This window comes from Luteimonas sp. GW821-FHT14E02 (assembly GCF_058803905.1).
On the sequence record NZ_JBXAPK010000001.1, the window covers coordinates 678,835 to 699,541 of the forward strand.

The window sequence follows — 20,707 nt, forward strand, 5'->3', positions numbered from 1 at the left end:
TGCCCCACCACTGAGGAGTACACCATGTTGCGGACCATCCTGAAGTACGGGGTGATCGCGGGCTTGATCGTCGGCGGATTCATGATCGGCACCTTCGCCGGATTCTCCGGGATGCCGCCGCTGAAATACGGCATGCTGATCGGCTACACGACCATGCTGATCGCGCTGAGCGCGGTTTTCGTGGGGATCAAGCATCACCGGGACGTGGACCGGGGTGGGGTGATCGGGTTCTGGCCGGCGTTCGGGATCGGGCTGGGGGTCAGCTTCATCGCCGGGATTTTCTACGTGATCGCGTGGGAAGCGGTGCAGGCGATGACACACATGGATTTCGCCAGCACCTATGCGCAGGCAATGATCGAAAGCGAAAGGACGAAGGGCGCGAGCGCCGAGGCGCTGGCGAAACTGAGCGCCGACATGGCGAGGTTCAAGGTGCAGTACGCCGACCCGCTGTTTCGCCTGCCAATGACCTTCACGGAAATATTCCCGGTCGGCGTCCTGGTGTCGCTGGTCTCGGCAGCACTGTTGCGAAACAGCCGGTTCCTGCCGGCGCGGCGGGGTTGAAGCTTGATCAACAGAAAACACACTCTTCCTCACCACCATCCGACTTCGGAGATCCTATGAAGCGAGTCACCGGCATTGGCGGCATCTTCTTCAAGGCCAAAGACGCCCCGGCGTTACAGGCCTGGTACAAGCGGCACCTTGGAATCGATGTCCAGGAATGGGGCGGCACGGCTTTCACCTGGACCGACGGCGCAGGCAAGCCGGTCGCCGGGACAACCGTCTGGTCCATTGGCTCAGCGCAAGGCGATCAGTTCGCGCCCAGCGCCGCCACTTTCATGATCAATTACCGGGTGGAGGATCTCCACGCCCTGGTTGAAGTCTTGCGAGAAGAAGGCTGCAACGTGCTCGAGAAGATCGACGATTCCGAGTACGGGAAGTTCGCCTGGGTCATCGATCCGGAAGGAAACAAAGTGGAGCTTTGGCAACCACCCGAGGGCCAGTGACCGGGATAACCGGCTTCAGCACGAATCTGCGGCCTGATCCCGCAAGATTCTTTTTTCCCGCGGCGAGAGCGGCGGGCGTCGATTGGACGGCTGCAGGCCGTCCAATCGATATGGCCATGGGAATGCCCTGATCGAATCCGGGAATTAGTGCTCGTGTATATCGGCGGCCTTGGACTGATCGCCGTCCTGCTGCTTCAACAGAGCAACACCGCTATACCAGAGCGGACCCGGATTGAGTCGATCCGGATACAGCGCCAGCATTTGGTCGTAGTAGGCTTGGGGAGTAGGTTTCTTGGCGAGTAGACGTTTCGCGTCCTGCAGATAGCGGCTGGTTTCTTCAAGAATCTTGGGATCATCCGACAAAGCCTTGTTCTTGTGTCCGGCGACGACAAAGCGCGGCTTGAGCGCCTCAATCTTGCGGATCGCCCTCAACCAAGCGTCCAGACCGCCGTGACCGCTTTCGAGCAGGTACTGGTGGACGCCGTTGTAGGCAGCATCCCCTGCGACGACCAGGCCCAGCGAAGGGACATGGAGGACGCTGGTGTCATCGGTATCCGTATGTCCGACTTCAATGGGCTGGAGCAAGTGCCCCTCCAGCACGAAACCTTTGATCGGCACCGGTTCCGCCAATACGGGCGACTCGCCGATCTGGCCCGGGAAGTCTTTATCCCAAACGTTCTTGCGGCCCTCCGTCGCCTGTTGATGCATCATCGCGATGGAGCCTGCCGTGGCATACACGACAACGCCGGGAAAGCGGTCTGCCAATTGCTTGGCACCGAACCAGTGATCGCCATGACCGTGCGTGATGTAGATGAACTTCAGATGCTTGCCGGATTTTTCAATCCAGTCGCCGACCTTGCGCGTCTGTTCGGTACTCATTGGCGTGTCGACCAGGACCGCGTCGGTCTTGCCGTAGATCAGCGTCGAGGTGATCGGCGAGGAATAGATGGTCCCCCCACTTGGCAGGCGGGCGGTTGCGCGAGCGAGGCCGTCCGAAACGAAGGTTTCATAGGCGAGAGTTGCCGTCATGTTGCTGCCCTCTTTTGAATTCGTGCGCGGCGCGGATGGTTTCTTGTCGACGGCATGCGCACCGGCGATTACTAGTAATGCAGCAACGGCGATCGCACGCACAGCAATGCCGCGAAGACGGGTTGTCATTAAAAGCCCCTGGCATGATCTGAAATTGATGCTGTGTAACTTACTTAGATACACATGAAAATGTGGTGAAGATCACTCTTGGCGAAACCACAAGAAGACATTCGGCTCAGTGGCGAGCCAGAAAGCGCGTGAGCGCATCCCCTGCGCTGGCTTTGATCTTCCGCGCCGCATCGGCAATGGTGCTCTTGGAAAGCGTGCGTTCCATAGCCTCGGCCGCTTTTCCGAACTCTGCTTCGAGAACAGGCGTGATGTTCATGCCAATCGGGCAGGTCTGGCATGGCCCGTCCCGATGCAAGGAGAAGAAGGAGGGCTCCTCGACCGCGCGATAGACATCGAGCAATGTGATCTGGCTGGCGGGCTTCGCTAGCAATGCCCCGCCACCCAGGCCCATTCGCGATTTGGTCAGGCCCGCATCGGTCAATATGCCAAGCAGGCGCCGCACTACCGTCGGGTTGGTGTTGACGCTGCGCGCAATCACTTCCGATCGCACCGGCTTGCCTTGGAACAAGGCAATCACAGTCAGAATATGGATGGCGACCGCGAAGCGGGAGGAAGTGGACACGGTAGATCTCAGGAAGGCGGTGTTTCTAGAGAGCAGCTTTTATTGAAAGCTATCATAGCCGCCGCGATATTCACTTTCGCAAAACGGCCAGAAGATCAGCATCGTCGCGGCCCCGAAACAGGCGATACGGTGAGTTCGATGAGTGGGCGCAATCGTCCAAAGTCCTGCGGTGTCGCGTGTGCGACCATGCATCGTGGTGGTCCAATCGTGGCCTGACCCGATGTGGCCGATGAGCGGAGTACAAGCATCGTGAAACGATTTCTCAAGTGGTTCGTCGGCGTCGTGGTGGTCCTCGTCCTGGGCGCGGCGCTGTTTCTCTACTGGCCGCTCTACAAGCCCGCGTCGCCGGAGGCGCAGAACGAACGTCCGGTGGATGTGGTGCTGGTCGGCGGCGGCATCATGAGCGTCACGCTGGCGACCTTCCTGCAGGAGCTGGAGCCAAGCTGGACAATCCACCTGTACGAGCGACTCGACGATGTGGCGCTGGAGAGTTCCAACGGCTGGAACAATGCGGGCACGGGTCACTCGGCCTTCGCGGAGCTCAACTACACGCCCGAGCTGCCGGACGGGTCGATCGAGACCAAGCGGGCGGTGGGCATCGCCGAGCAGTTCGAAGTCTCGCGACAGTTCTGGTCGTACCAGGTCCGCGACGGGCGTTTGGGCAAGCCCACGGATTTCATCAATCCGACGCCGCACATGAGTTTCGTCTGGGGCGAGGATCGTATCGAGTATCTGCGCAAGCGCCACGCCGCGCTGATCAGGAATCCGCTGTTCTACGGCATGCAGTTTTCCACCGATCCGGCGCAGATCCAGCGCTGGGCACCGCTGGTGATGGAGGGGCGCGATCCCAAGCAGAAAGTCGCGGCGACCTACATGCCGCTCGGCACAGACGTGAACTTCGGCGTGATCACCCATCAACTGGCCGACGCCCTGCGCAAGAGTCCCAACTTCCGGCTGCATGTGCGGCACGAGGTGCGCGGTCTCTCCCAGAATGACGACAAGACCTGGGATGTGACCGTCAAGGACCTGCGCGACGGGCGCGAGCAGACGATCAAAACCCGCTACGTCTTCATCGGTGCCGGTGGCGCCGCGCTGAAGCTGCTGCAGATGTCCGGCATTCCGGAGTCGAAGGACTATGCCGGCTTCCCGGTGGGCGGGCAGTTCCTCGCGTTCCGCGATCCGGCCATCACCAACCGCCATCAGGTGAAGGTGTACGGCATGGCCGAAACCGGATCGCCACCGATGTCCGTGCCGCATATCGATGCGCGCAAGCTCGAAGGCAAGCCGGTGGTGCTGTTCGGCCCGTTTGCGCTCTACAGCACCAAGTTCCTGAAGGAAGGGTCGTGGTTTGACCTGTACTCCTCGGTCAACCACGACAACGTGGGCGGGATGCTGCGCGTCGGCGAGGAGAACCTGGATCTGGTCAAGTACATGATGCAGCAAGCCGCGCTCGACGACGATGACCGTCAGGCCGAGCTGGTCAAATATTTCCCCAAGGCCAAGCGCGCGGACTGGCAGCTGATCACCGCGGGCCAGCGCGTTCAGATCATCAAGCGCAATCCCGAAACAGGCAAGGCCACGCTGGAGTTCGGCACGGAAATCGTCACCGACAAGGACCACACGATTTCAGCCCTGCTTGGCGCTTCGCCCGGCGCATCGACCTCGCCGCCGATCATGCTCAAGTTGTTGGCACAGGCCTTTCCCGCGCAGATGGAAGGGCCTTGGCAGACGCGCATCGCCGAGATCGTCCCCAGCTACGGCCAGGAGCTCAACAAGAGCGCGGCGCTGACCAACCGCATCCGGCGAATGACCAGCCAGACACTGCAGCTGCCTTTCATCGAAGTGCCCGAAGCACCGGATGCAGGCCTGCAACCGACCCCGGCCGCGGAACCAAGGGTGCAGTCCCAGCCGGAGCTGGTGCCTGAGGACAAGCGCGACGAAGGCAACAAGGAGATGCAGTCGCTCTGATTCTCTGCGTGGATGACGATGCCTGGTCACGATGTGACGGCGTGTTGTCTGCTGGAGCAGGGCTTGGATTCGGTCCGGATGACCAAACCCTCATACGCACGCCGCCATCCGATGTTCCGTGATGACAACCGATCCCGAACTTCCTGACACGATCACCAAGACCATCGACATCGACGCGCCGCCGTCACTCGTCTGGCGCGCGCTCACCGATCCGCGCTGCATGCCGGCATGGATGTCCGACGAGCCGCTGGAGGTGGAGACGCGTTGGGAGGTCGGCGGTCCGATTCTCTTGCGTGGCGTCTTGCATGGCAGGTTGCGGTTCGAGAACCATGGCGTCGTGCAGGCGTTCGAACCCGAACGCAGGCTTCGATACACGCACTGGAACACACTCTCGCGGCGCATGCTTCCGGATGTGCCCCGGAATCACGCCATCTTTTCGTTCTCCCTGGCGCCCTCGGCGGACGGGACGCGATTGGTGCTCGTGCTCGGCAATCTGGCGGATCGGGCGGTGTACGGTCATCTCGATTTTTATTGGGACACCACGCTCGTGGTGTTGAAGTGTTTTTGCGAAACAGCGGAGGTTCCGCAAGCGTGATCGAACGATTGCACGCCTGGATGGGCGAGTTGGAACGTGATCGCTCCTTGTTCGAGCCGGATAGGCTGCGTCAACGCCTGGAAGTGCTGGATCGCCTCGAAAACTATCTTGCGTTCGCGCCTCGGGAATATCAGGGCAGGATAGAAGCGCTTTCTGCGGGTCTTGAAGAGGCCAATCAACAGCTCTATCAATCAATCCGCCAAGAGATACAGTGCGGCATGGGCGCGGAGACTTTGCTCGAATGGGCGCGCGAAGCCACTTCCGATGCACCTGCGAAGCTTCAGCTCGATGGCGAACGTTATGACCCTCTCGATGCGCTGCTCAGCGGTGTCCTGCAGCTGGAGGAGCCCGCTGCCGATGGTGAGGCGCCGCACGAGGAGATGGTGTTCTATCAGCCGACTCCTGCGCGCCAGATCTTTGAGTTGATTCGCCGCGCCGGGATTTCAGAGCGGGATGTGTTGATCGATCTTGGCTCTGGCCTGGGGCATGTGTCGCTCCTCGTCGCCATCTGCACAAGTGCCCGTTGTATCGGCATCGAATGGGAAGCGGCTTATGTCGATTGCGCGCGACGTTGCGCGAGCGAGCTGAATCTGTCCGGCGTGACGTTCCTCCGGCAGGATGCGCGCGAAGCCGATTTGTCGATGGGAACGGTGTTCCATCTGTATACGCCGTTCAATGGCGCGATGTTGAGCGAGATGCTGGCTGCTCTCCGGCAGGAGACTGTCGCTCGCGAGATTCGCATCTGCACGCTTGGGCCCTGCACCGAAATCGTGGCGCGCGAGCCATGGCTCAAGAGGCTCGATGCATCCGGCACCGACACGCTTGCCGTGTTTCGCAGTCGCTAAGAGCGGTATTCGCTTGCCCCTTCCCGGGACGGTCCCGGATTCCTTGGTGCACGCAAACGGATTGATCCTTTTTCGACGTTGATTCCGAGTATGGCGGGGAGTGCCTGATCGCCTCGGCCCGGAAGTGACCGGCAGGTCACGTCCTGGCGTGTTCAACACAACCCAAGGAGACAACAATGAATGGCTTCAAGATCCCCGCATTGGTTCTGAGTGGACTCATGCTTCTGAGCACAACCGCGCATGCGGGCAATAGCAATCCGTGGCCCGTGTCCATCACTTATCAATATAATTCCTATACCGCGACAGGCACGCTTACCGGCGCGCGCAATGCTCCGGATAAGCACCAATACATCGGCTGTTGGATCAGCGTCAAAACAACTCCCGCCAAGACAGTGACGGCCTATTGTCATGCGCAGGAAAGAGAGTTCTATGGAATGTATTGTTCCTCCACGGACCCGGACATCATCGCGACGGTTCGTTCGATCACACCCGCTTCTTTCATCACCGTGACGATGGGCGAGAATGTGGATACCTGCACGAGCTTGAGCGTGGGCAATTCGTCCGCCCAGCTGCCATAACCGAAAACTCGCGAATATCGGCGGTTATCACCGGGAGATTCAGACAAGGAGTCCTGAATCTCCTCGGGCGCACGAACGCCGCTCACTCCTGCAAGACAGGCTTGAGTTCACCACCGCCCTTTGATCTCGGCGCCGATGGAAAGAACAACGCGATCGCCGCCGCCGCGAGACCGACCGCCATCGAGCCGATGTACAGCCACGTGTAGCTGCCATAGCGGTCGTACAGCCAGCCGCCGATCAGCGGCCCGAACGCCATGCCGAGACTGGAGAGCAGCGTGGCCGCGCCCAGCACGGTGCCGAGGATGAGAGGACTGAACGCATCGCGCGCCAGCGAGGCATACAGCGGCATGGTGCCGCCATAGGCCATGCCGAAGACGATTGCCACCGCGTAGAAGCCGTCGAGCTGGTTCACGCTCAAATAGGCCGCCGCGGCGAAGGCCTGTATCAGCAGACCGGCGACCAGGACCGGTTTGGCGCCGAGCCGGTCGGCGAGCAGGCCGAACAGCAATCGTCCGCCGAGTCCCGCCGCGCCTTCCATGCTGTAGATGGTGACGGCGGCGGTCACGGACAGGCCGCAACCGACCGCATAACTCACGGTGTGGAAGATCGGCCCCGAGTGCGCGGCGCAGCAGGCGAAGAACGCCGCGCCCAGGACGATGAAGGCCCTGGAGCGCAGCGCCTGCCCGACGGTCATCGCCGGAGCGGCGCTTCCGTTCGTGGCGTCGATCGCGTGCGCGGGCACGGTGCGCAGGAACCAGATCGCCGGCAAGGTCAGCGCCCAGGTCAACCCTCCGACGATCTGCAAGGTCACGCGCCAGTCGTAGTGGCTGACCAGCCAGGCCACCAGCGGCGAGAGCGTCATCGGCGCCATCCCCACGCCGGCCGATACCAGCGAGATGGCCAGATTCCGGCGCCGCTCGAAAGACGCCGCGGTGGCGGCGATCACGGGCGCGAAGAAGCTGGCCGCGGCCACGCCCAGCAGCACGCCGTAGGTCAGCTGGAACTGCAACAGGCTGCCCGCATGGCTCGCCAGCAGGCAGGCCAGCCCCAGCAGCAGCGAACCGGCCAGCACCACCACTCGCGGCCCGAAGCGGTCGCTCAGCGCGCCCCAGGCGGGGCCGGCGAAGCCCATGCTGAGGAAGGCCAGGGTCATCGCGCTGGACAGGCCGGCCCGCGACCAGCCGGTGGCGGTGCTCATCGGCTGCAACAGCACCGCCAGCGAAAACACGGCCCCGATGAATACGCATCCGATCAATGCGCCGGCCGCGACCAGGGCCCAATTGCGATCCAGGGAAGGGACGGAATCGGTCTTGGACGTATTCATGAGCGATGGATTTCCTGCTGGGTTTCTTCCACGACGAAGCAGCGCGCCGGAAATCGACATCTTTTGGATCTCGCCAGTGGACGGCCTAGCCGCCGTCCGTCTGCAAGAACCGCAGGATCCAGTCGTTGACGTCCTCCGGCTGTGCCATCGCAGCGATATGGTCGGCGCCTGGCACGACCGCGCCTTCGAGCGCCGGCATTCGCTTGCGTGCCCGCGCCAGCATCTCCCGAGGCTCGTACAGCCGCTCCGCATCGCCGATGAGCAGCAAGGCAGGGGCTCGAATCGCATGCAATTCGCGGCGGCCGAGTACCGCGGGCTTGATGACACTCACCTGCGAGAACGCGCCGGACATCGTCACTCCCATCAAGACCGCCCATTTCATGTCGCGTGGCCGGATGCCGAGGTCGGCCATGCTGGCCGTTTGCTTGCTGCGCGTCAGGCGACGCAGCAGATTCACCAGCGGGCGCTTGATCCGCGCCGAGTAGATCAGTTTCCAGAACTGCGAGGCGAACGTGCCGACCGGGCTGATGAGCACCACGCGATCGATGCGCTCCGGCGCCAGCGACGCCTGATTCAATGCCAGGAAGCCACCGAAGGAGCAGCCGACGATCGATGCGCGCCGGACGCCGAGGCCGTCAAACAATTCGCTGAGCCACTGCGCGTATTCATGGCGATCGCGCAGACGCCGGTTCGCCCATCCCTTGCCGGGCTGGCCGATCACATCGACCGCATACGTGCGATAGCGGCGGCTCAACGCCTCGATATTGAGACGCCAGACAGTGGCCGTGGCGGCGAAGCTCGGAAGCAGCACGAGCGGCGGCGCATCCGGCGAACCGCTGACGATGACGTGGGTGGATCCCCATCGTGTCGGAACATCGAGTGCCTCGTAAGGAACCGGCCAATCCCGGAGCACCGCATCGTAGGCCGCCAAGTACCGTTGCCGGGTCTCATCGCTCTTGAACGCGGGAAGCGCTTCGGTTGGACGCATGGTCATCACCTCGAGAATGGCCGGTGTTTTTAGCGAATTTCGGGCGTTCGCGGCAGTCTTTGCGGGCGCGCGGGGATCGTCTACTATTTCAGTGCGGGGAATCGAGCGGATCAGCGAAGCGACAGCGGCCTTGTCTCACGGGCTGTATCAGGGGATAGGTCTCACGCCAGGAGGCGGCATGAACAGACCTGTGGCAGTACGCAAAGACCATCAGCTCTGGATGACTCTGGTTGCGATGCTGATCATCGCCTTCTTCGTATTGCGCGCGGGGGTTTCGGAAACCTTCGACGTCACCTCGATTCCGGTGGCGCGCGCGAAACAGCTGATCGACCAGGGCGCCGTGGTCGTGGACGTGCGTGGTCCCAAAACCTATGGCGAAAGCCATATCCCCGGCGCGATTTCCGTGCCGCTGTCCGCGCTGGAAACCGCGATCCCGCGATCGCTGGCGGATGCCAGGACCAAGGCCGTGGTCGTGTATTGCGGAGACGGCGTCACCATCGGCCCCAAAGGCACTTATCTTTTGAACCAGGCCGGCTATCAGGCGGTCAATCTGGAAGGCGGATTCAAAAGCTGGAAGCGCGCGGGATACGAAACCCGATAAGTTTCGGCGGCCCCATCAAGACGACGTGACAAAATGTCTCATGCGCATCCAGCGCATGACATCGTCTTCCCCTCTAGAATGCGCGGGTGCTTCGATCCCGCGCCCTCCATGCCACCATGCAACGCCTGGCCTTGTTGGCCATGCTGTTGTTGGCGTTGCTGCCGACAGCGGGCCGTTTGTTGCAGCCGGTGGCGCAGGATATGCCAAGCGGTTTTGGGGCGATCTGTACCACGGCGGGATTGAAGTACGTCGACCTCGCGCTGTTCGGCGCGGCAAATACGCAGCATGGTGATGCGCACGACCGGTCGTCGCATGGGCACGACGGCTTCGATTGCGAATACTGCCCACTGCTGGCCTCGCTGGTCGTGGCGGTGTTGTGGCTGGCGCTGCTGGGATTGCATGCGACCACGCGGCTGTTGCCGTCGATGTGGCGCGCATGCGTGCCGCAATGGTTCCTGCCCTACGGACTCGGTTCGCGAGGTCCGCCACTCGTTCTCTGAAACACAAGCCCGTTCCTGACTCCGCGCGGCCTCGCATGCCGTGCGTCTTGTGATTTTGGAGATTCCATGTCGACTTCCTTCGATGCGGCGACGCGTTCGCCGCTGCCGGCGCATATCGCCGGTCGTCTTGTACTTGCCGGTGCGATCGCCTGCGTGCTTTCGGTGCCGGTGCTGGCGCAAGAGACCTTGTCTGATTCAAACACACCCGGCTCGAACACACCCGATCCCCGCATGCTCGATGCCGTCGTGGTGACCGCCGCCGCGCCGACGGCGCCACTGGTGTTCGAAACCGATCCGCGCCTGCCACGACAGCCCGTTCCGGCCAGCGACGGCGCCGATTACCTGAAAACCATTCCGGGCTTCACCGCGATCCGCAACGGCGGCAGCAATGGCGATCCGGTGCTGCGTGGCATGTTCGGCTCGCGCCTGAACTTGCTCAGCAACGATGGCGCGATGCCGGGTGCGTGTCCGGCGCGCATGGACAATCCGATGTCCTACGTGGCGCCGGAAACCTACGATCGCCTCATCGTGATCAAGGGGCCGCAGACAGTGCAGTGGGGGCCGGGCGCTTCCGCGGGCACGGTGCGCTTCACGCGCGAACCCGAAGTGTTCGATGCGCCGGGCGTGCGCCTGCGCGGCAGCCTGCTCGCGGGCGCGAACGGGCGCAACGATCAGACCATCGACGCGACCGCCGGCACGCCCACCGTCTATGCGCGAATCGGCGCCAACCGTTCGCAGGCCGACGACTACCGCGATGGCAACGGCGAACTCGTGCCCTCGCTGTGGAAGAAATGGAGCGCGGACGCGAGCTTCGGCTGGACACCGGATCGCGACACGTTGCTGGAAGCCAGCATCGGCGCGGGCGACGGCGAGGCGCGCTATGCCGGACGTGGCATGGACGGCGTGCAGTTCCGGCGCAGCAGCTACGCCTTGCGGTTCGAGAAGAAAAACCTCGGCGGTGTGCTCGATGCGATCGAGGCCAATGCCTATTCCAACGACGCCGATCACGTGATGGACAACTACACCCTGCGCGATCCCAACCCGATGGGGCCGATGGCGATGGCGATGGCCTCCAACGTGGATCGCCACACCACGGGCGGCCGCGCGGCCGCTACGTGGAAGCTGGGGCAGTGGGACATCGTGACCGGGCTGGACACGCAGCGCAGCCGCCACCGCGAACGCAACGCGATGGGTCGCGACAGCGTGCGCAAGCTGCCGTGGCAGACGGATGCCAACTTCTCCAACTTCGGCGTGTTCTCGGAGGCGACCTGGCGCATCACCCCGCACGAACGCCTGGTCGCGGGTGCGCGCGTGGACCGTGCGCGCGTGCGCGATGAGCGTGAGAGCGTCGGGATGATGGGAATGCCGAACCCGACCGCAGGCGAAACGCGGCGCGAAACATTGCGCAGCGGGTTCCTGCGTTTCGAACAGACGCTCTCCAATCCATCGCTGACCTGGTACGCCGGCATCGGCCATGCCGAACGTATGCCGGATTACTGGGAGCTGTTCTCGCCCAACATGGGGCCTGAGGATGCCGTCAACGCATTCGCCAGCGTCGCGCCGGAAAAGACCACGCAACTCGATCTCGGTCTGCAATATCGCGGTACGCGCGTGTCGGCGTGGATATCGGCCTATGCCGGTCGCATTCGTGACTACATTCTGTTCACCTATCACGAAGGCGGGATGATGGGGGCGACGAGCAGCGTCGCCAACGTCGATGCGGCCATTCGCGGTGGTGAGGCCGGCATTGAATTCCGGCCGGCGGCGAACTGGAAGCTCGAAGGCACGCTTGCTTATGCCTGGGGCGAGAACCGAGACTCGAACACGCCGTTACCGCAGATGCCGCCGCTGGATGCGCGGTTGTCAGTGGCCTACGACAACCGCACCTGGTCGTTCGGCGCCTTGCTGCGCGGTGTTGCCGAGCAGGATCGTGTTTCGATCGGCCAAGGCAATGTGGTCGGCCGTGATCTCGGCAAGAGCGCGGGTTTCGTCACGATGGCGATCAACGGTGGTTATCGCTTCGACGAACGCCTGTTGCTGACGGCCGGCATCGACAATCTCTTCGATCGCGATTACAGCGAGCATCTGAATCTTTCCGGCAGCGCCGATTTCGGCTATCCGGCCGATCCGGTGCGCATCCACGAGCCAGGACGCACCGGCTGGTTGAAGCTGACCTACTCGTACTGAGCCCAAAAAAGCCCCTCTCCTGCTGACGGGAGAGGGGATTGGGGCAGCAGGATTACTTGGTGATGTCGACGTCCTTCGTCTCACGCAGGAACAGCGAGCCGATCACGAAGGTCATCAGCGCGAACACGATCGGATACCACAGGCCGGAGTAGATATTGCCTGTGGCCGCCACGATCGCGAACGCGGTGACGGGGAGGAAGCCGCCGAACCAGCCGTTGCCGATGTGATACGGCAGGCTCATCGAGGTATAGCGGATGCGGGTGGGGAACAGTTCCACCAGCCAGGCCGCGATCGGGCCGTACACCATCGTCACCAGCAGCACGAGATAGGTCAGCAGCGCGACCACCACCGGCTTGTTGATCTGCGCCGGATCGGCCTTCTCCGGATAGCTGGCGGCCTTCAGCGCGTCACTGAGTTGCTTGCCGAAAGCCTCGGACTGCGTCTTGAACGCGGCGCTGTCGAGCGTTTCGCCCTCGAAGCTGGTCAGCGTGGTGCCGCCGATGGAGACGGTGGCGAGGCTGCCGGCCGGTGCGGTGGTGTTGGTGTAGGGAATGCCCTTCTTCGCCAGCGCCGCCTTGATGATGTCGCAGGACTGCTTGAAGGTCTTCTTGCCGACCGGATCGAACTGGAACGCGCAGCGCTCCGGATCGGCATTCACCGTCACCGGCGAGGCGGCCACCGCAGCTTCCAGCGCCGGGTTGACGCTGTGCGTGAGCGCCTTGAACGTGGGGATGTACGTGATCGCCGCCAGCAGGCAGCCGGCCATGATGATCTTCTTGCGGCCGATCTTGTCCGACAGCCAGCCGAAGAAGACGAAGCCGCCGGTGGCGATCGCCAGCGCGATGGCGATGAGGATGTCGGCGGTGTTGGCGTCCACGCCCAGCGTCTTGGTGAGGAAGAACAGCGAATAGAACTGTCCGCCGTACCACACCACGCCCTGGCCCGCGGTGGCGCCGAGCAGGGCCAGCAGCACCAGCTTGCCGTTGCCGGTGAAGAAGCTTTCGGTGATCGGCGCCTTGGAACCCTTGCCTTCGGCCTTCATCTGCTGGAACAGCGGCGATTCGGACAGCTGCAGGCGAATCCACACCGAGATGCCGAGCAGGATAAAGGACACGATGAACGGAAGCCGCCACGCCCAGGCCTCGAACGTTTCCTTGCCGAAGTAGTTGCGGCAGGCCCAGATCACCAGCAGCGACAGGAACAGGCCGAGCGTGGCCGTGGTCTGGATGAAGCTGGTGTAGAAGCCGCGCTTGCCGTCGGGCGCGTGCTCGGCGACATAGGTGGCCGCGCCGCCGTATTCGCCACCGAGCGCGAGACCCTGCAACAGGCGCAGCAGGATCAGGATCACCGGCGCGGCGAAGCCGAGCGTGGCGTAGCTGGGCAGGATGCCGACGAGGAAGGTCGACAGGCCCATGATCACGATGGTGACGAGGAAGGTGTATTTGCGCCCGACCAGATCGCCCAGGCGCCCGAACACCAGCGCGCCGAACGGCCGCACCGCGAAACCGACGGCGAAGGCGAGCAGGGCGAAGATGAACTGGCTGGTCTCGTTGAGGCCGCCGAAGAACTGTTTACCGATGATCGCGGCCAGCGAACCGTACAGATAGAAGTCGTACCACTCGAACACGGTGCCGAGGCTGGAGGCGAAGATGACCTTCTTGTGGCCCTTGGTCAGCGGCGTGCCCGGTGCGTTTGCGGTGATGGTGGACATGCGCGTTCCCCTTAGAAGTTGTATTTGACGTGCGTCTGCAGGCGATTGAGGTCGCCGCGGTCGCCGCTTTCGATTTCGCGCTGGCCCCAGATCAGTTCGGCGCCGACATCGAGCTTCGGCAGTGGCGAATAGATCAGGTTGATGTGCGCCGACTGCGCCGACTTGGTGATGCCAAAGCCGGTGAGCGAGGTTTCGTTGTCGTACTCGGCGCGCGAATAGAAGAGGTTGCCGCGCAGCTTCGGACTGAAGACGTGGCGCCAGCCGACGAAACCGGCGATGACGTCGATGTTCTCCAGATCGCCGTCGGCATCGAGCACCGCGTCGTTGTTCAGCGCCAGGCCGATGTAGCGGCCGATGCCGGTGCCGCCGGTGATCATGTAGCGGATGTCGTCGCTGGCGCCGACGTTCCACTTGCCCGACAGGCTCAGGCCATAACCGGTGGTGCTGTCATGCGCGCCGGGGACATTGGGGGTCTGGTACTTCAGCTGCCGCGCCAGCGCGCCGACACTGAAATGTCCCCAGTCGCCCTTCATCGTGTAACGCGCGGTCACGTCGGGCATCGCGCCGTCGTCGCCCTGGATCTGCGCCATGTTGCCCTGGTAGGGCGTGTACACGGTTTCCGGATTCTCGATCGAGAACGACCACGGCCCGCTGGTGTAGCGCAGCTGTGCCTGCCGCACGAACACGGTGCCTTCGGTGGGGCCGAGGAAATCGACGGTGTCGGGCAGCGCGTTGGTGTCCTGGAAGTTGGACCAGGTCTGGCCGGCCAGCCACTTGTTCCAGGTCACGTAGGCGTGGCGCAGCGTGAGCGCGTAGGTGTTGGTGGCGACTTCGTTGCCGGTGAAGCTGGTGGTGCCGCCGCCGAACAGGTCGAATTCGAGATAGGCCTTCAGCTTGTCGCCGCTGTCGAGCTGGGTGTCGGCGCCGAACCAGAAGCGCGAGAAGTAGGCGCCCATGTCGGTATCGGCGCCGCCTTCCTTGGTGTGTCCGCCGCCGACCGGGATGGCCTTGGGCACGTAGAACAGGCGGCCGACGGTGCCGTCGGCGATGTCGCCGTCGTTGGTGCTGGTGACCGACGCATCGAGTTTGATGAAGCCGCCATAGCTGAAGGTGGTGCCCGGATTCGCGCTCGCCATGATCGTGGAGCTTTGAATCGGCTGCTTGCCGGCAGGTGCCGCGGGCGCGGCCGGTGCCTGCGCCTGCGCGGTTTTCACCTCGGTCAGCTGCGTCTGCGTGTCGGCGACGGTGGCTTGCGTCTGCTGCTGTTGTGACATCAGTTGCTGCACCATCTTTTCCAGCTGCGCCACGCGCGCTTCGAGTTCGCGCTCCTTGGCGGTTTGCGCCAGCGCCACACCCGGCGCCAGCAATGCGATCAGCACAGATGCCGCGAGGACGCGGCGAGTCGGTACGACGACAGGCAGGCGCCTGCCAACAGCAGTCGGCATCGTCATGGAATTCCCTCCGGTGGGCCTCGTATCGGGCCCGTCGTACCGAAGGTTGCGCGCGTGTGAAGATGGCGTCGATTCGCCATTGGTCGAATCGCGGCGACCCAAAAAAGCGAAGCACTAGACGAAGGTCTAACCCTTCCTGCCCCTGCTTGCGGCACACTGGCGCAAGCACCGTCCTCACCCGCCATCCCGATGACCGACATCCCCGCCGTCTACCCCGTTCCCGATGCCTTCGCCGCCCAGGCCGGCATCAAGCGCGCCGACTACGAGCGCGACTACACCGAATCCGTCCAGGACCCCAACGCGTTCTGGGGCAAGGTCGCCGAGCGCCTGCAATGGGAACGCAAGCCCACGCAGATCCGCGACGTCAGCTACGACCTGACCGATTTCCACATCCGCTGGTACGCCGACGGCGAACTCAACGTCAGCGTCAACTGCCTGGACCGCCATCTCGACCAGCGTGGCGACAAGACCGCGCTGTTGTGGGAATCGGACGATCCCAACGCGCCCTCGCAGCACGTCACCTACCGCGAACTGCACGCTCGCGTGTGCCGGCTCGGCAACGCCTTGCGCAACCTCGGCGTCCAGAAGGGCGATCGCATCACCATCTATCTGCCGATGATCGTCGATGCCGCGGTCGCCATGCTGGCCTGCGCGCGCATCGGCGCCGTGCATTCGGTCGTGTTCGGCGGCTTCTCGCCGAATTCCATCGCCGATCGCGTCGCCGACTGCCAGTCCAAACTGATCATCACCGCCGATGAAGGCGTGCGCGGCGGCAAGAAGATTCCGCTCAAGGCCAACGTCGACGCCGCATTGAAGCTGCCGGGTACCCACTCCGTCGAAACGGTGCTAGTCGTGCGCCACACCGGCGGCGCCGTCGACATGCAGATGCCGCGCGACCGCTGGTTCGATGCCGTGGTCGATCCGCAACCGGCCGAATGCCCGCCCGAGCGCATGAACGCCGAAGATCCGCTCTTCATCCTCTACACCTCCGGCAGCACCGGCAAGCCGAAGGGCGTGCTGCACACCAGCGGCGGCTATCTCGTCTATGCCAGCTACACGCATGCCTGCGTGTTCGACCTGAAGGAAGACGACATCTACTGGTGCACGGCCGACGTCGGCTGGGTCACCGGCCACAGCTACATCGTCTACGGCCCGCTCGCCAACGGCGCCACCGCGCTGATGTTCGAAGGCGTGCCGAACTATCCGGACGCCTCGCGCTTCTGGCAGGTGATCGACAAGCATCAGGTCACCTTGTTCTACACCGCGCCGACCGCGATCCGCGCGCTGATGCGCGAGGGCGAAGCACCGGTGAAAAAGACTTCGCGCAAGTCGCTGCGCCTGCTCGGCACGGTGGGCGAGCCGATCAATCCCGAGGCCTGGCGCTGGTATTACGACGTCGTCGGCGATGGCCGCTGCCCGATCGTCGACACCTGGTGGCAGACCGAGACCGGCGGCATCCTCATCACGCCGCTGGCCGGCGCGATCGATGCCAAGCCCGGTTCGGCGACCAAGCCATTCTTCGGCATCCGTCCCGCGATCGTCGATGCCAACGGCAAGCAGCTGGAAGGCGAGGCCGAGGGCAATCTGGTACTGCTCGATTCCTGGCCGGGGCAGATGCGCACCGTCTACGGCGATCACCAGCGCTTCATCGACACGTATTTCAAGACCTATCCCGGTACCTACTTCACCGGCGACGGCTGCCGGCGCGATGCCGATGGTTATTACTGGATCACCGGGCGCGTGGATGACGTGATCAACGTCAGCGGGCATCGCATCGGCACGGCCGAGGTGGAAAGCGCGCTGGTGTCGCACCCAAAGGTGGCCGAGGCGGCGGTGGTCGGGTTCCCGCACGACATCAAGGGGCAGGGCATCTATGCCTACGTCACGCTGGTGGCGGGCGAGGAAGGCGGCGATGCGCTGGTGAAGGAGCTGATCGCGCACGTGCGCAAGGAGATCGGGCCGATCGCTTCGCCCGATCATCTGCAATGGGCGCCTGGGCTGCCGAAGACGCGGTCGGGGAAGATCATGCGGCGGATCTTGCGGAAGATCGCGGAGAATGCGCCGGATCAGTTGGGGGACACGACGACGTTGGCGGATCCTGCTGTTGTCGATGCGCTGGTCAAGAATCGGCGTGTGCCTAGCGAGTAATCGTGCAGTTCGGGACGCCAGGCTCTTTTCTTCGTCATTCCCGCGCAGGCGGGTATCCATGGACATCGCCTTTGCTCGTCATTCCCGCGAAGGCGGGAATCCATACCCTCGGTCTTTCCGTCATCCCAGCGGAAGCTGGGACCCATTTTGCTTTTGCCTTTGCCTTTGCTGTTGGAAAGCAAAAGCGTTTCGTCCGCTACGCGGCCGAGTTCATTTCTTTTGATAAGTGTCAAAAGAAACGAACCAAAGAAAAACGCTTTCCCCGACGAAGCAGCCCCAGTGTTTCATTGCTATCGGGATTTTTCGACTCGCCATCCATGGCTCGGTCGAAAAACGGCGCACATCCCTGTGCGCCGCCCTCCGGGTCTCCTGTTGACTGTGCTGCGTAAAGATTTTTAGAAGCCAAAAGAAAAACAAATGCCGACTCTTCTCATCGCTGACGATCATCCGCTGTTTCGCGAAGCGCTTCGCGGTGCGGTGCAGCGTGTGCTGCCGCAGGCGCTCTTGCGCGAAGCGGACGATGCCGAATCGCTCTACGCGATGGTGGAGGCTGAACCCGATGCGGATTTGTTGCTGCTCGATCTCAACATGCCGGGTGCGCAGGGTTTCAGCGCTCTCGTGCATTTGCGTGCGCTTTATCCCCAACTTCCCATCGTGATGGTCTCCGCGCGCGAGGAGCCGGCGGTGATGCGGCGGGCGCTCGATCATGGGGCGATGGGGTTCATTCCGAAATCCGCCGATGCCGCGACGCTCGGCGAGGCGATCACGCGCGTGCTCGACGGGGACCGCTGGGCGCCGGCCAGCGCGCAGGCGGCGCCGGCGGCGGGCTCGGAAGAGCACGACGCCGCGCAGCGGCTGCGCGATCTCACGCCGCAGCAGTTCCGGGTACTGCAGATGCTCAGCGCCGGATTGCTCAACAAGCAGATCGGTTACGAACTCGGGGTATCCGAGGCCACGGTGAAGGCGCACATGACGGCGATCCTGCGCAAGCTCGGTGCCAGCAACCGCACGCAGGCGGTGCTCATCGCCGGGCGTCTCGCGCTCGATCCGGGGTCGGTGGCGTTGCCGCCGGAAGACGTCGAGTAACGACCTTGGTTCGTCATTCCCGCCTTCGCGGGAATGACGAGCGGGGGAAGTACGCGTGCGAACGACTCAGGGCGTATCGAGCAGATCGATCAGCGCCCGCTGCTGTTTGCGCGAGAGCTTGCGCAGCACGCCGAGCAGGCGCGCTTCCACCGGATCGCCGTATTTGCCGGGCGTGTCGCGCACGGCCAGTTTGCTGTCCTTGAGCACGCCGCGCCCGGTCGCCAGCCATTCGAAGCTGACGTGGTGGTGGACGGCGATCTCGATCATCCGGTCCAGTTCGGGCAGGGCCAGGCCGCCCAGCCATTTGCGCGCGGTCTCGCGGCTCACGCCGTAGTACTCGGACAGCGCGCCCGTGCGCCGGCGGCCGGCCGCAAAGGCGCTGGCATCCAGGGCGCGGTGCAGCCGGCGGGCGAATTCGGCGTGGGGCGGTTGCGGCATCGGGTCGGGGCGGCGCTTACAAGACGGGTCCTGGATGAATGCGCCGCGCCGCGAAATTCCGCCGCCGAAAACACTGCGGAAAACAACCGCGTTGCAAACGCAACCCATTGTTGCGTAAGCCCTAACCGGTAAATGCAACTTCAAGTTGTTGACAATGCCAATTTGTGATGGCAATTTGCGATTCGCATGATCACGGAGAAGCCATGTGAAAAGGATTCCATGTCGTATCGCCTCCACTCCCCGCCCGTCCGTGCCCGCTGACTTCCCCTTGGGCCGGGCGGGTCGGGGTTCTTTACACCCGGGGTGGCCGGGATGAACGCCGTCTACGCCACGGAAGAACTCGCCCCGGTGATCGCGCTGGCCATCGGATGCCTGTCGGCCTTGTCGACGCTGTTCGTGGTCGCGCGCGTTCGCCGCGCGCTGCAGGCGCGCATCCGCATGCGTCTGGCCGCGCGCGAGGACCAGAACGGCCACGCCCTGTTGTTGCTCGCCGACGAGATCGAGGCGCATGCCGCCGATCTCGCCGGCATGCGGCAACCCTCGTCGCGACAGCGCGCCTGGGCACGGCTGTGCCGCGAGGTGGCCAGCGATCACCTCGCTTGCATCAACGCGTTGTTGCTGGAGTCGGCGCAGGGCGACGGTTCGCGGGAGCGCGAAGACAGGCTTCGCCGCGGCAAGGAATACACGGTGCTTTCGTAACCGGCATGGCGGACGGGCGACCGTTCTGTCATGCCGGGAAGTGCCAGCAGTCAGTCGATCCGTTCAACAGGGGCCGGTCATGTTTCGACAGTTTTGTTCTTCTCTCTCGCATGGGCGTGGCATCGCCATGGGGCTTTTGCTCGCGGGCGGCCTGCTGGCCGGCGATGCGTCGGCGCAATGGATCGTCAAGGATCCCGCCGTCATCATGACGATGGCGCACGAGTACACCGAAACCGCAAAGCGCTGGAAAGAGCAGTGGGATCACTACCTGCAGCAGCGGATTCCGTTGCAGCGCCTGCAGTTCCCGAGCGCGGCATTCGTCGACAGCTTCCCCGAGCGCGCGGTGACCTACGGCATGGAGGACTCCTGCCCCGGACGTGGTGGCATGCTGTCGGAGATCGGCGAAGCGTTCGGGCAGACGCCGCCGGCGATGTCGGGAAACGTCATCGACGAGCAGCGCAAGCTGTGCCAGCGCATCGTCGCCGCGGAAAACCATCGCTACAACGAAACCGTGCGCATGCTGAAGCGGATGATCCGGCATCAGCAGGAGTTCCTGGCCGGCGTCGAAGCGCAACGCGTCGCGGTCGGGTCGAGTGAGGGCGCCCTGGCCGCCAACGACAACGAGGTCGAACGTTTCGCCGCGCGCACCGACATGGAGATCGACTACTGGCGAACGCGCATGCAGGCCTACGAGGCCTATATCGCATCGCTCGAGAAGGATCGCGCGCGGCTCTCCCGGCGCGCATTGGATGGAAATCGCGACACGGCCAATCCGATCGTGGGGCAACTGGTACAGGCGGCGACATTGAAGGCGGCGTTGTCGCGTTGATGGCACACAGGAAGCGCGGGGCGCACCGTCCCGCT

At 63.3% G+C, this 20,707-nt stretch carries 20 protein-coding genes; 13 read left to right on the top strand and 7 right to left on the bottom strand.

What is annotated here, in order from left to right; translation table 11 throughout:
- The first annotated feature begins 24 nt into the window (after nt 1-24).
- Complete coding sequence (locus tag AC1RNP_RS02970) at nt 25-561, top strand: DUF4199 domain-containing protein (protein ID WP_493049750.1); 537 nt, start codon at nt 25-27, stop codon at nt 559-561.
- A 56-nt stretch (nt 562-617) separates the two neighbouring features.
- A complete protein-coding gene (locus tag AC1RNP_RS02975) occupies nt 618-1,004 on the top strand; it encodes a VOC family protein (RefSeq protein WP_493049751.1) in 387 nt (128 codons plus the stop codon).
- Between the two features lie 144 nt (nt 1,005-1,148).
- Here AC1RNP_RS02975 and AC1RNP_RS02980 read toward each other — a convergent pair whose 3' ends face one another.
- Nucleotides 1,149-2,162, bottom strand: a complete 1,014-nt coding sequence (locus AC1RNP_RS02980) for an MBL fold metallo-hydrolase (RefSeq protein WP_493049752.1) — start codon at nt 2,160-2,162, stop codon at nt 1,149-1,151.
- A gap of 106 nt (nt 2,163-2,268) precedes the next feature.
- On the bottom strand, nt 2,269-2,724 hold the full coding sequence (locus AC1RNP_RS02985) for an Rrf2 family transcriptional regulator (protein WP_493049753.1): 456 nt from the start codon (nt 2,722-2,724) through the stop codon (nt 2,269-2,271).
- A gap of 249 nt (nt 2,725-2,973) precedes the next feature.
- Here AC1RNP_RS02985 and mqo point away from each other — a divergent pair, with 249 nt between their 5' ends.
- From mqo to AC1RNP_RS03005, 4 genes are all read left to right on the top strand, one after another.
- The gene (gene mqo, locus AC1RNP_RS02990; protein ID WP_493049754.1) at nt 2,974-4,692 is read left to right on the top strand and encodes a malate dehydrogenase (quinone); all 1,719 of its coding nucleotides are present in this window, start codon (nt 2,974-2,976) and stop codon (nt 4,690-4,692) included.
- Nucleotides 4,693-4,813: 121 nt separating this feature from the next.
- Nucleotides 4,814-5,287 carry an SRPBCC family protein gene (locus AC1RNP_RS02995; RefSeq protein WP_493049755.1) on the top strand — a complete coding sequence of 158 codons (474 nt, stop codon included), beginning with the start codon at nt 4,814-4,816 and terminating at the stop codon, nt 5,285-5,287.
- Nucleotides 5,284-6,132, top strand: coding sequence for a class I SAM-dependent methyltransferase (locus AC1RNP_RS03000; RefSeq protein ID WP_493049756.1), 849 nt, complete (start codon nt 5,284-5,286; stop codon nt 6,130-6,132). The genes AC1RNP_RS02995 and AC1RNP_RS03000 overlap by 4 nt, the downstream gene beginning before the upstream one ends.
- A gap of 176 nt (nt 6,133-6,308) precedes the next feature.
- The gene (locus AC1RNP_RS03005; RefSeq protein ID WP_493049757.1) at nt 6,309-6,710 is read left to right on the top strand and encodes a hypothetical protein; all 402 of its coding nucleotides are present in this window, start codon (nt 6,309-6,311) and stop codon (nt 6,708-6,710) included.
- An 82-nt stretch (nt 6,711-6,792) separates the two neighbouring features.
- Here the strand turns inward: AC1RNP_RS03005 and AC1RNP_RS03010 are convergent, their stop codons facing one another.
- Together AC1RNP_RS03010 and AC1RNP_RS03015 are read right to left on the bottom strand one after the other, a co-directional pair.
- Nucleotides 6,793-8,034, bottom strand: coding sequence for an MFS transporter (locus AC1RNP_RS03010; RefSeq protein WP_493049758.1), 1,242 nt, complete (start codon nt 8,032-8,034; stop codon nt 6,793-6,795).
- Nucleotides 8,035-8,119: 85 nt separating this feature from the next.
- A complete protein-coding gene (locus AC1RNP_RS03015; protein WP_493049759.1) occupies nt 8,120-9,022 on the bottom strand; it encodes an alpha/beta fold hydrolase in 903 nt (300 codons plus the stop codon).
- On the opposite strand from AC1RNP_RS03015, the gene AC1RNP_RS03020 reads away from it, so the two are divergent.
- From AC1RNP_RS03020 to AC1RNP_RS03030, 3 genes are all read left to right on the top strand, one after another.
- Entirely contained in the window at nt 9,021-9,623 is a 603-nt protein-coding gene (locus tag AC1RNP_RS03020; protein WP_493049760.1) for a rhodanese-like domain-containing protein, read from the top strand. The two genes, AC1RNP_RS03015 and AC1RNP_RS03020, sit on opposite strands and share 2 nt — an antisense overlap.
- Before the next feature lie 86 nt (nt 9,624-9,709).
- The gene (locus AC1RNP_RS03025; RefSeq protein ID WP_493049761.1) at nt 9,710-10,123 is read left to right on the top strand and encodes a DUF2946 family protein; all 414 of its coding nucleotides are present in this window, start codon (nt 9,710-9,712) and stop codon (nt 10,121-10,123) included.
- A 66-nt stretch (nt 10,124-10,189) separates the two neighbouring features.
- Nucleotides 10,190-12,310 carry a TonB-dependent copper receptor gene (locus AC1RNP_RS03030; protein WP_493049762.1) on the top strand — a complete coding sequence of 707 codons (2,121 nt, stop codon included), beginning with the start codon at nt 10,190-10,192 and terminating at the stop codon, nt 12,308-12,310.
- Between the two features lie 52 nt (nt 12,311-12,362).
- Here the strand turns inward: AC1RNP_RS03030 and AC1RNP_RS03035 are convergent, their stop codons facing one another.
- Both AC1RNP_RS03035 and AC1RNP_RS03040 read right to left on the bottom strand, forming a co-directional pair.
- Nucleotides 12,363-14,021, bottom strand: coding sequence for an MFS transporter (locus AC1RNP_RS03035; RefSeq protein ID WP_493049763.1), 1,659 nt, complete (start codon nt 14,019-14,021; stop codon nt 12,363-12,365).
- An 11-nt stretch (nt 14,022-14,032) separates the two neighbouring features.
- Nucleotides 14,033-15,472: a DcaP family trimeric outer membrane transporter gene (locus AC1RNP_RS03040; protein WP_493049764.1), complete on the bottom strand. Its 1,440-nt coding sequence runs from the start codon at nt 15,470-15,472 to the stop codon at nt 14,033-14,035.
- A 189-nt stretch (nt 15,473-15,661) separates the two neighbouring features.
- Between AC1RNP_RS03040 and acs the strand changes: the two genes are divergently transcribed.
- Together acs and AC1RNP_RS03050 are read left to right on the top strand one after the other, a co-directional pair.
- Nucleotides 15,662-17,620 (top strand): acetate--CoA ligase, encoded by a 1,959-nt coding sequence (gene acs / locus AC1RNP_RS03045; RefSeq protein WP_493049765.1) that lies wholly within the window; start codon nt 15,662-15,664, stop codon nt 17,618-17,620.
- Nucleotides 17,621-18,037: 417 nt separating this feature from the next.
- Nucleotides 18,038-18,706 carry a response regulator gene (locus tag AC1RNP_RS03050; RefSeq protein ID WP_493049766.1) on the top strand — a complete coding sequence of 223 codons (669 nt, stop codon included), beginning with the start codon at nt 18,038-18,040 and terminating at the stop codon, nt 18,704-18,706.
- 66 nt (nt 18,707-18,772) lie between these two features.
- On the opposite strand, the gene AC1RNP_RS03055 is transcribed toward AC1RNP_RS03050, so the two are convergent.
- Nucleotides 18,773-19,144 carry a helix-turn-helix domain-containing protein gene (locus AC1RNP_RS03055; RefSeq protein WP_493049767.1) on the bottom strand — a complete coding sequence of 124 codons (372 nt, stop codon included), beginning with the start codon at nt 19,142-19,144 and terminating at the stop codon, nt 18,773-18,775.
- Nucleotides 19,145-19,456: 312 nt separating this feature from the next.
- On the opposite strand from AC1RNP_RS03055, the gene AC1RNP_RS03060 reads away from it, so the two are divergent.
- Both AC1RNP_RS03060 and AC1RNP_RS03065 read left to right on the top strand, forming a co-directional pair.
- The gene (locus AC1RNP_RS03060) at nt 19,457-19,843 is read left to right on the top strand and encodes a hypothetical protein (RefSeq protein WP_493049768.1); all 387 of its coding nucleotides are present in this window, start codon (nt 19,457-19,459) and stop codon (nt 19,841-19,843) included.
- A 127-nt stretch (nt 19,844-19,970) separates the two neighbouring features.
- Nucleotides 19,971-20,672 (top strand): hypothetical protein, encoded by a 702-nt coding sequence (locus AC1RNP_RS03065; protein WP_493049769.1) that lies wholly within the window; start codon nt 19,971-19,973, stop codon nt 20,670-20,672.
- Nucleotides 20,673-20,707: the final 35 nt, after the last annotated feature.

Coding starts and splice junctions, on each gene's coding strand:
- AC1RNP_RS03055 (WP_493049767.1), bottom strand. CDS start 19,144: ATGCCGCAACCGCCCCACGCCGAATTCGCCCGCCGGCTGCACCGCGCC.
- acs (WP_493049765.1), top strand. CDS start 15,662: ATGACCGACATCCCCGCCGTCTACCCCGTTCCCGATGCCTTCGCCGCC.
- AC1RNP_RS02970 (WP_493049750.1), top strand. CDS start 25: ATGTTGCGGACCATCCTGAAGTACGGGGTGATCGCGGGCTTGATCGTC.
- AC1RNP_RS03015 (WP_493049759.1), bottom strand. CDS start 9,022: ATGCGTCCAACCGAAGCGCTTCCCGCGTTCAAGAGCGATGAGACCCGG.
- AC1RNP_RS03040 (WP_493049764.1), bottom strand. CDS start 15,472: ATGACGATGCCGACTGCTGTTGGCAGGCGCCTGCCTGTCGTCGTACCG.
- AC1RNP_RS03020 (WP_493049760.1), top strand. CDS start 9,021: ATGGTCATCACCTCGAGAATGGCCGGTGTTTTTAGCGAATTTCGGGCG.
- AC1RNP_RS03050 (WP_493049766.1), top strand. CDS start 18,038: ATGCCGACTCTTCTCATCGCTGACGATCATCCGCTGTTTCGCGAAGCG.
- AC1RNP_RS03060 (WP_493049768.1), top strand. CDS start 19,457: ATGAACGCCGTCTACGCCACGGAAGAACTCGCCCCGGTGATCGCGCTG.
- AC1RNP_RS02980 (WP_493049752.1), bottom strand. CDS start 2,162: ATGACAACCCGTCTTCGCGGCATTGCTGTGCGTGCGATCGCCGTTGCT.
- AC1RNP_RS03030 (WP_493049762.1), top strand. CDS start 10,190: ATGTCGACTTCCTTCGATGCGGCGACGCGTTCGCCGCTGCCGGCGCAT.
- AC1RNP_RS03065 (WP_493049769.1), top strand. CDS start 19,971: ATGGGGCTTTTGCTCGCGGGCGGCCTGCTGGCCGGCGATGCGTCGGCG.
- AC1RNP_RS03035 (WP_493049763.1), bottom strand. CDS start 14,021: ATGTCCACCATCACCGCAAACGCACCGGGCACGCCGCTGACCAAGGGC.
- AC1RNP_RS03010 (WP_493049758.1), bottom strand. CDS start 8,034: ATGAATACGTCCAAGACCGATTCCGTCCCTTCCCTGGATCGCAATTGG.
- AC1RNP_RS02975 (WP_493049751.1), top strand. CDS start 618: ATGAAGCGAGTCACCGGCATTGGCGGCATCTTCTTCAAGGCCAAAGAC.
- AC1RNP_RS02995 (WP_493049755.1), top strand. CDS start 4,814: ATGACAACCGATCCCGAACTTCCTGACACGATCACCAAGACCATCGAC.
- AC1RNP_RS03005 (WP_493049757.1), top strand. CDS start 6,309: ATGAATGGCTTCAAGATCCCCGCATTGGTTCTGAGTGGACTCATGCTT.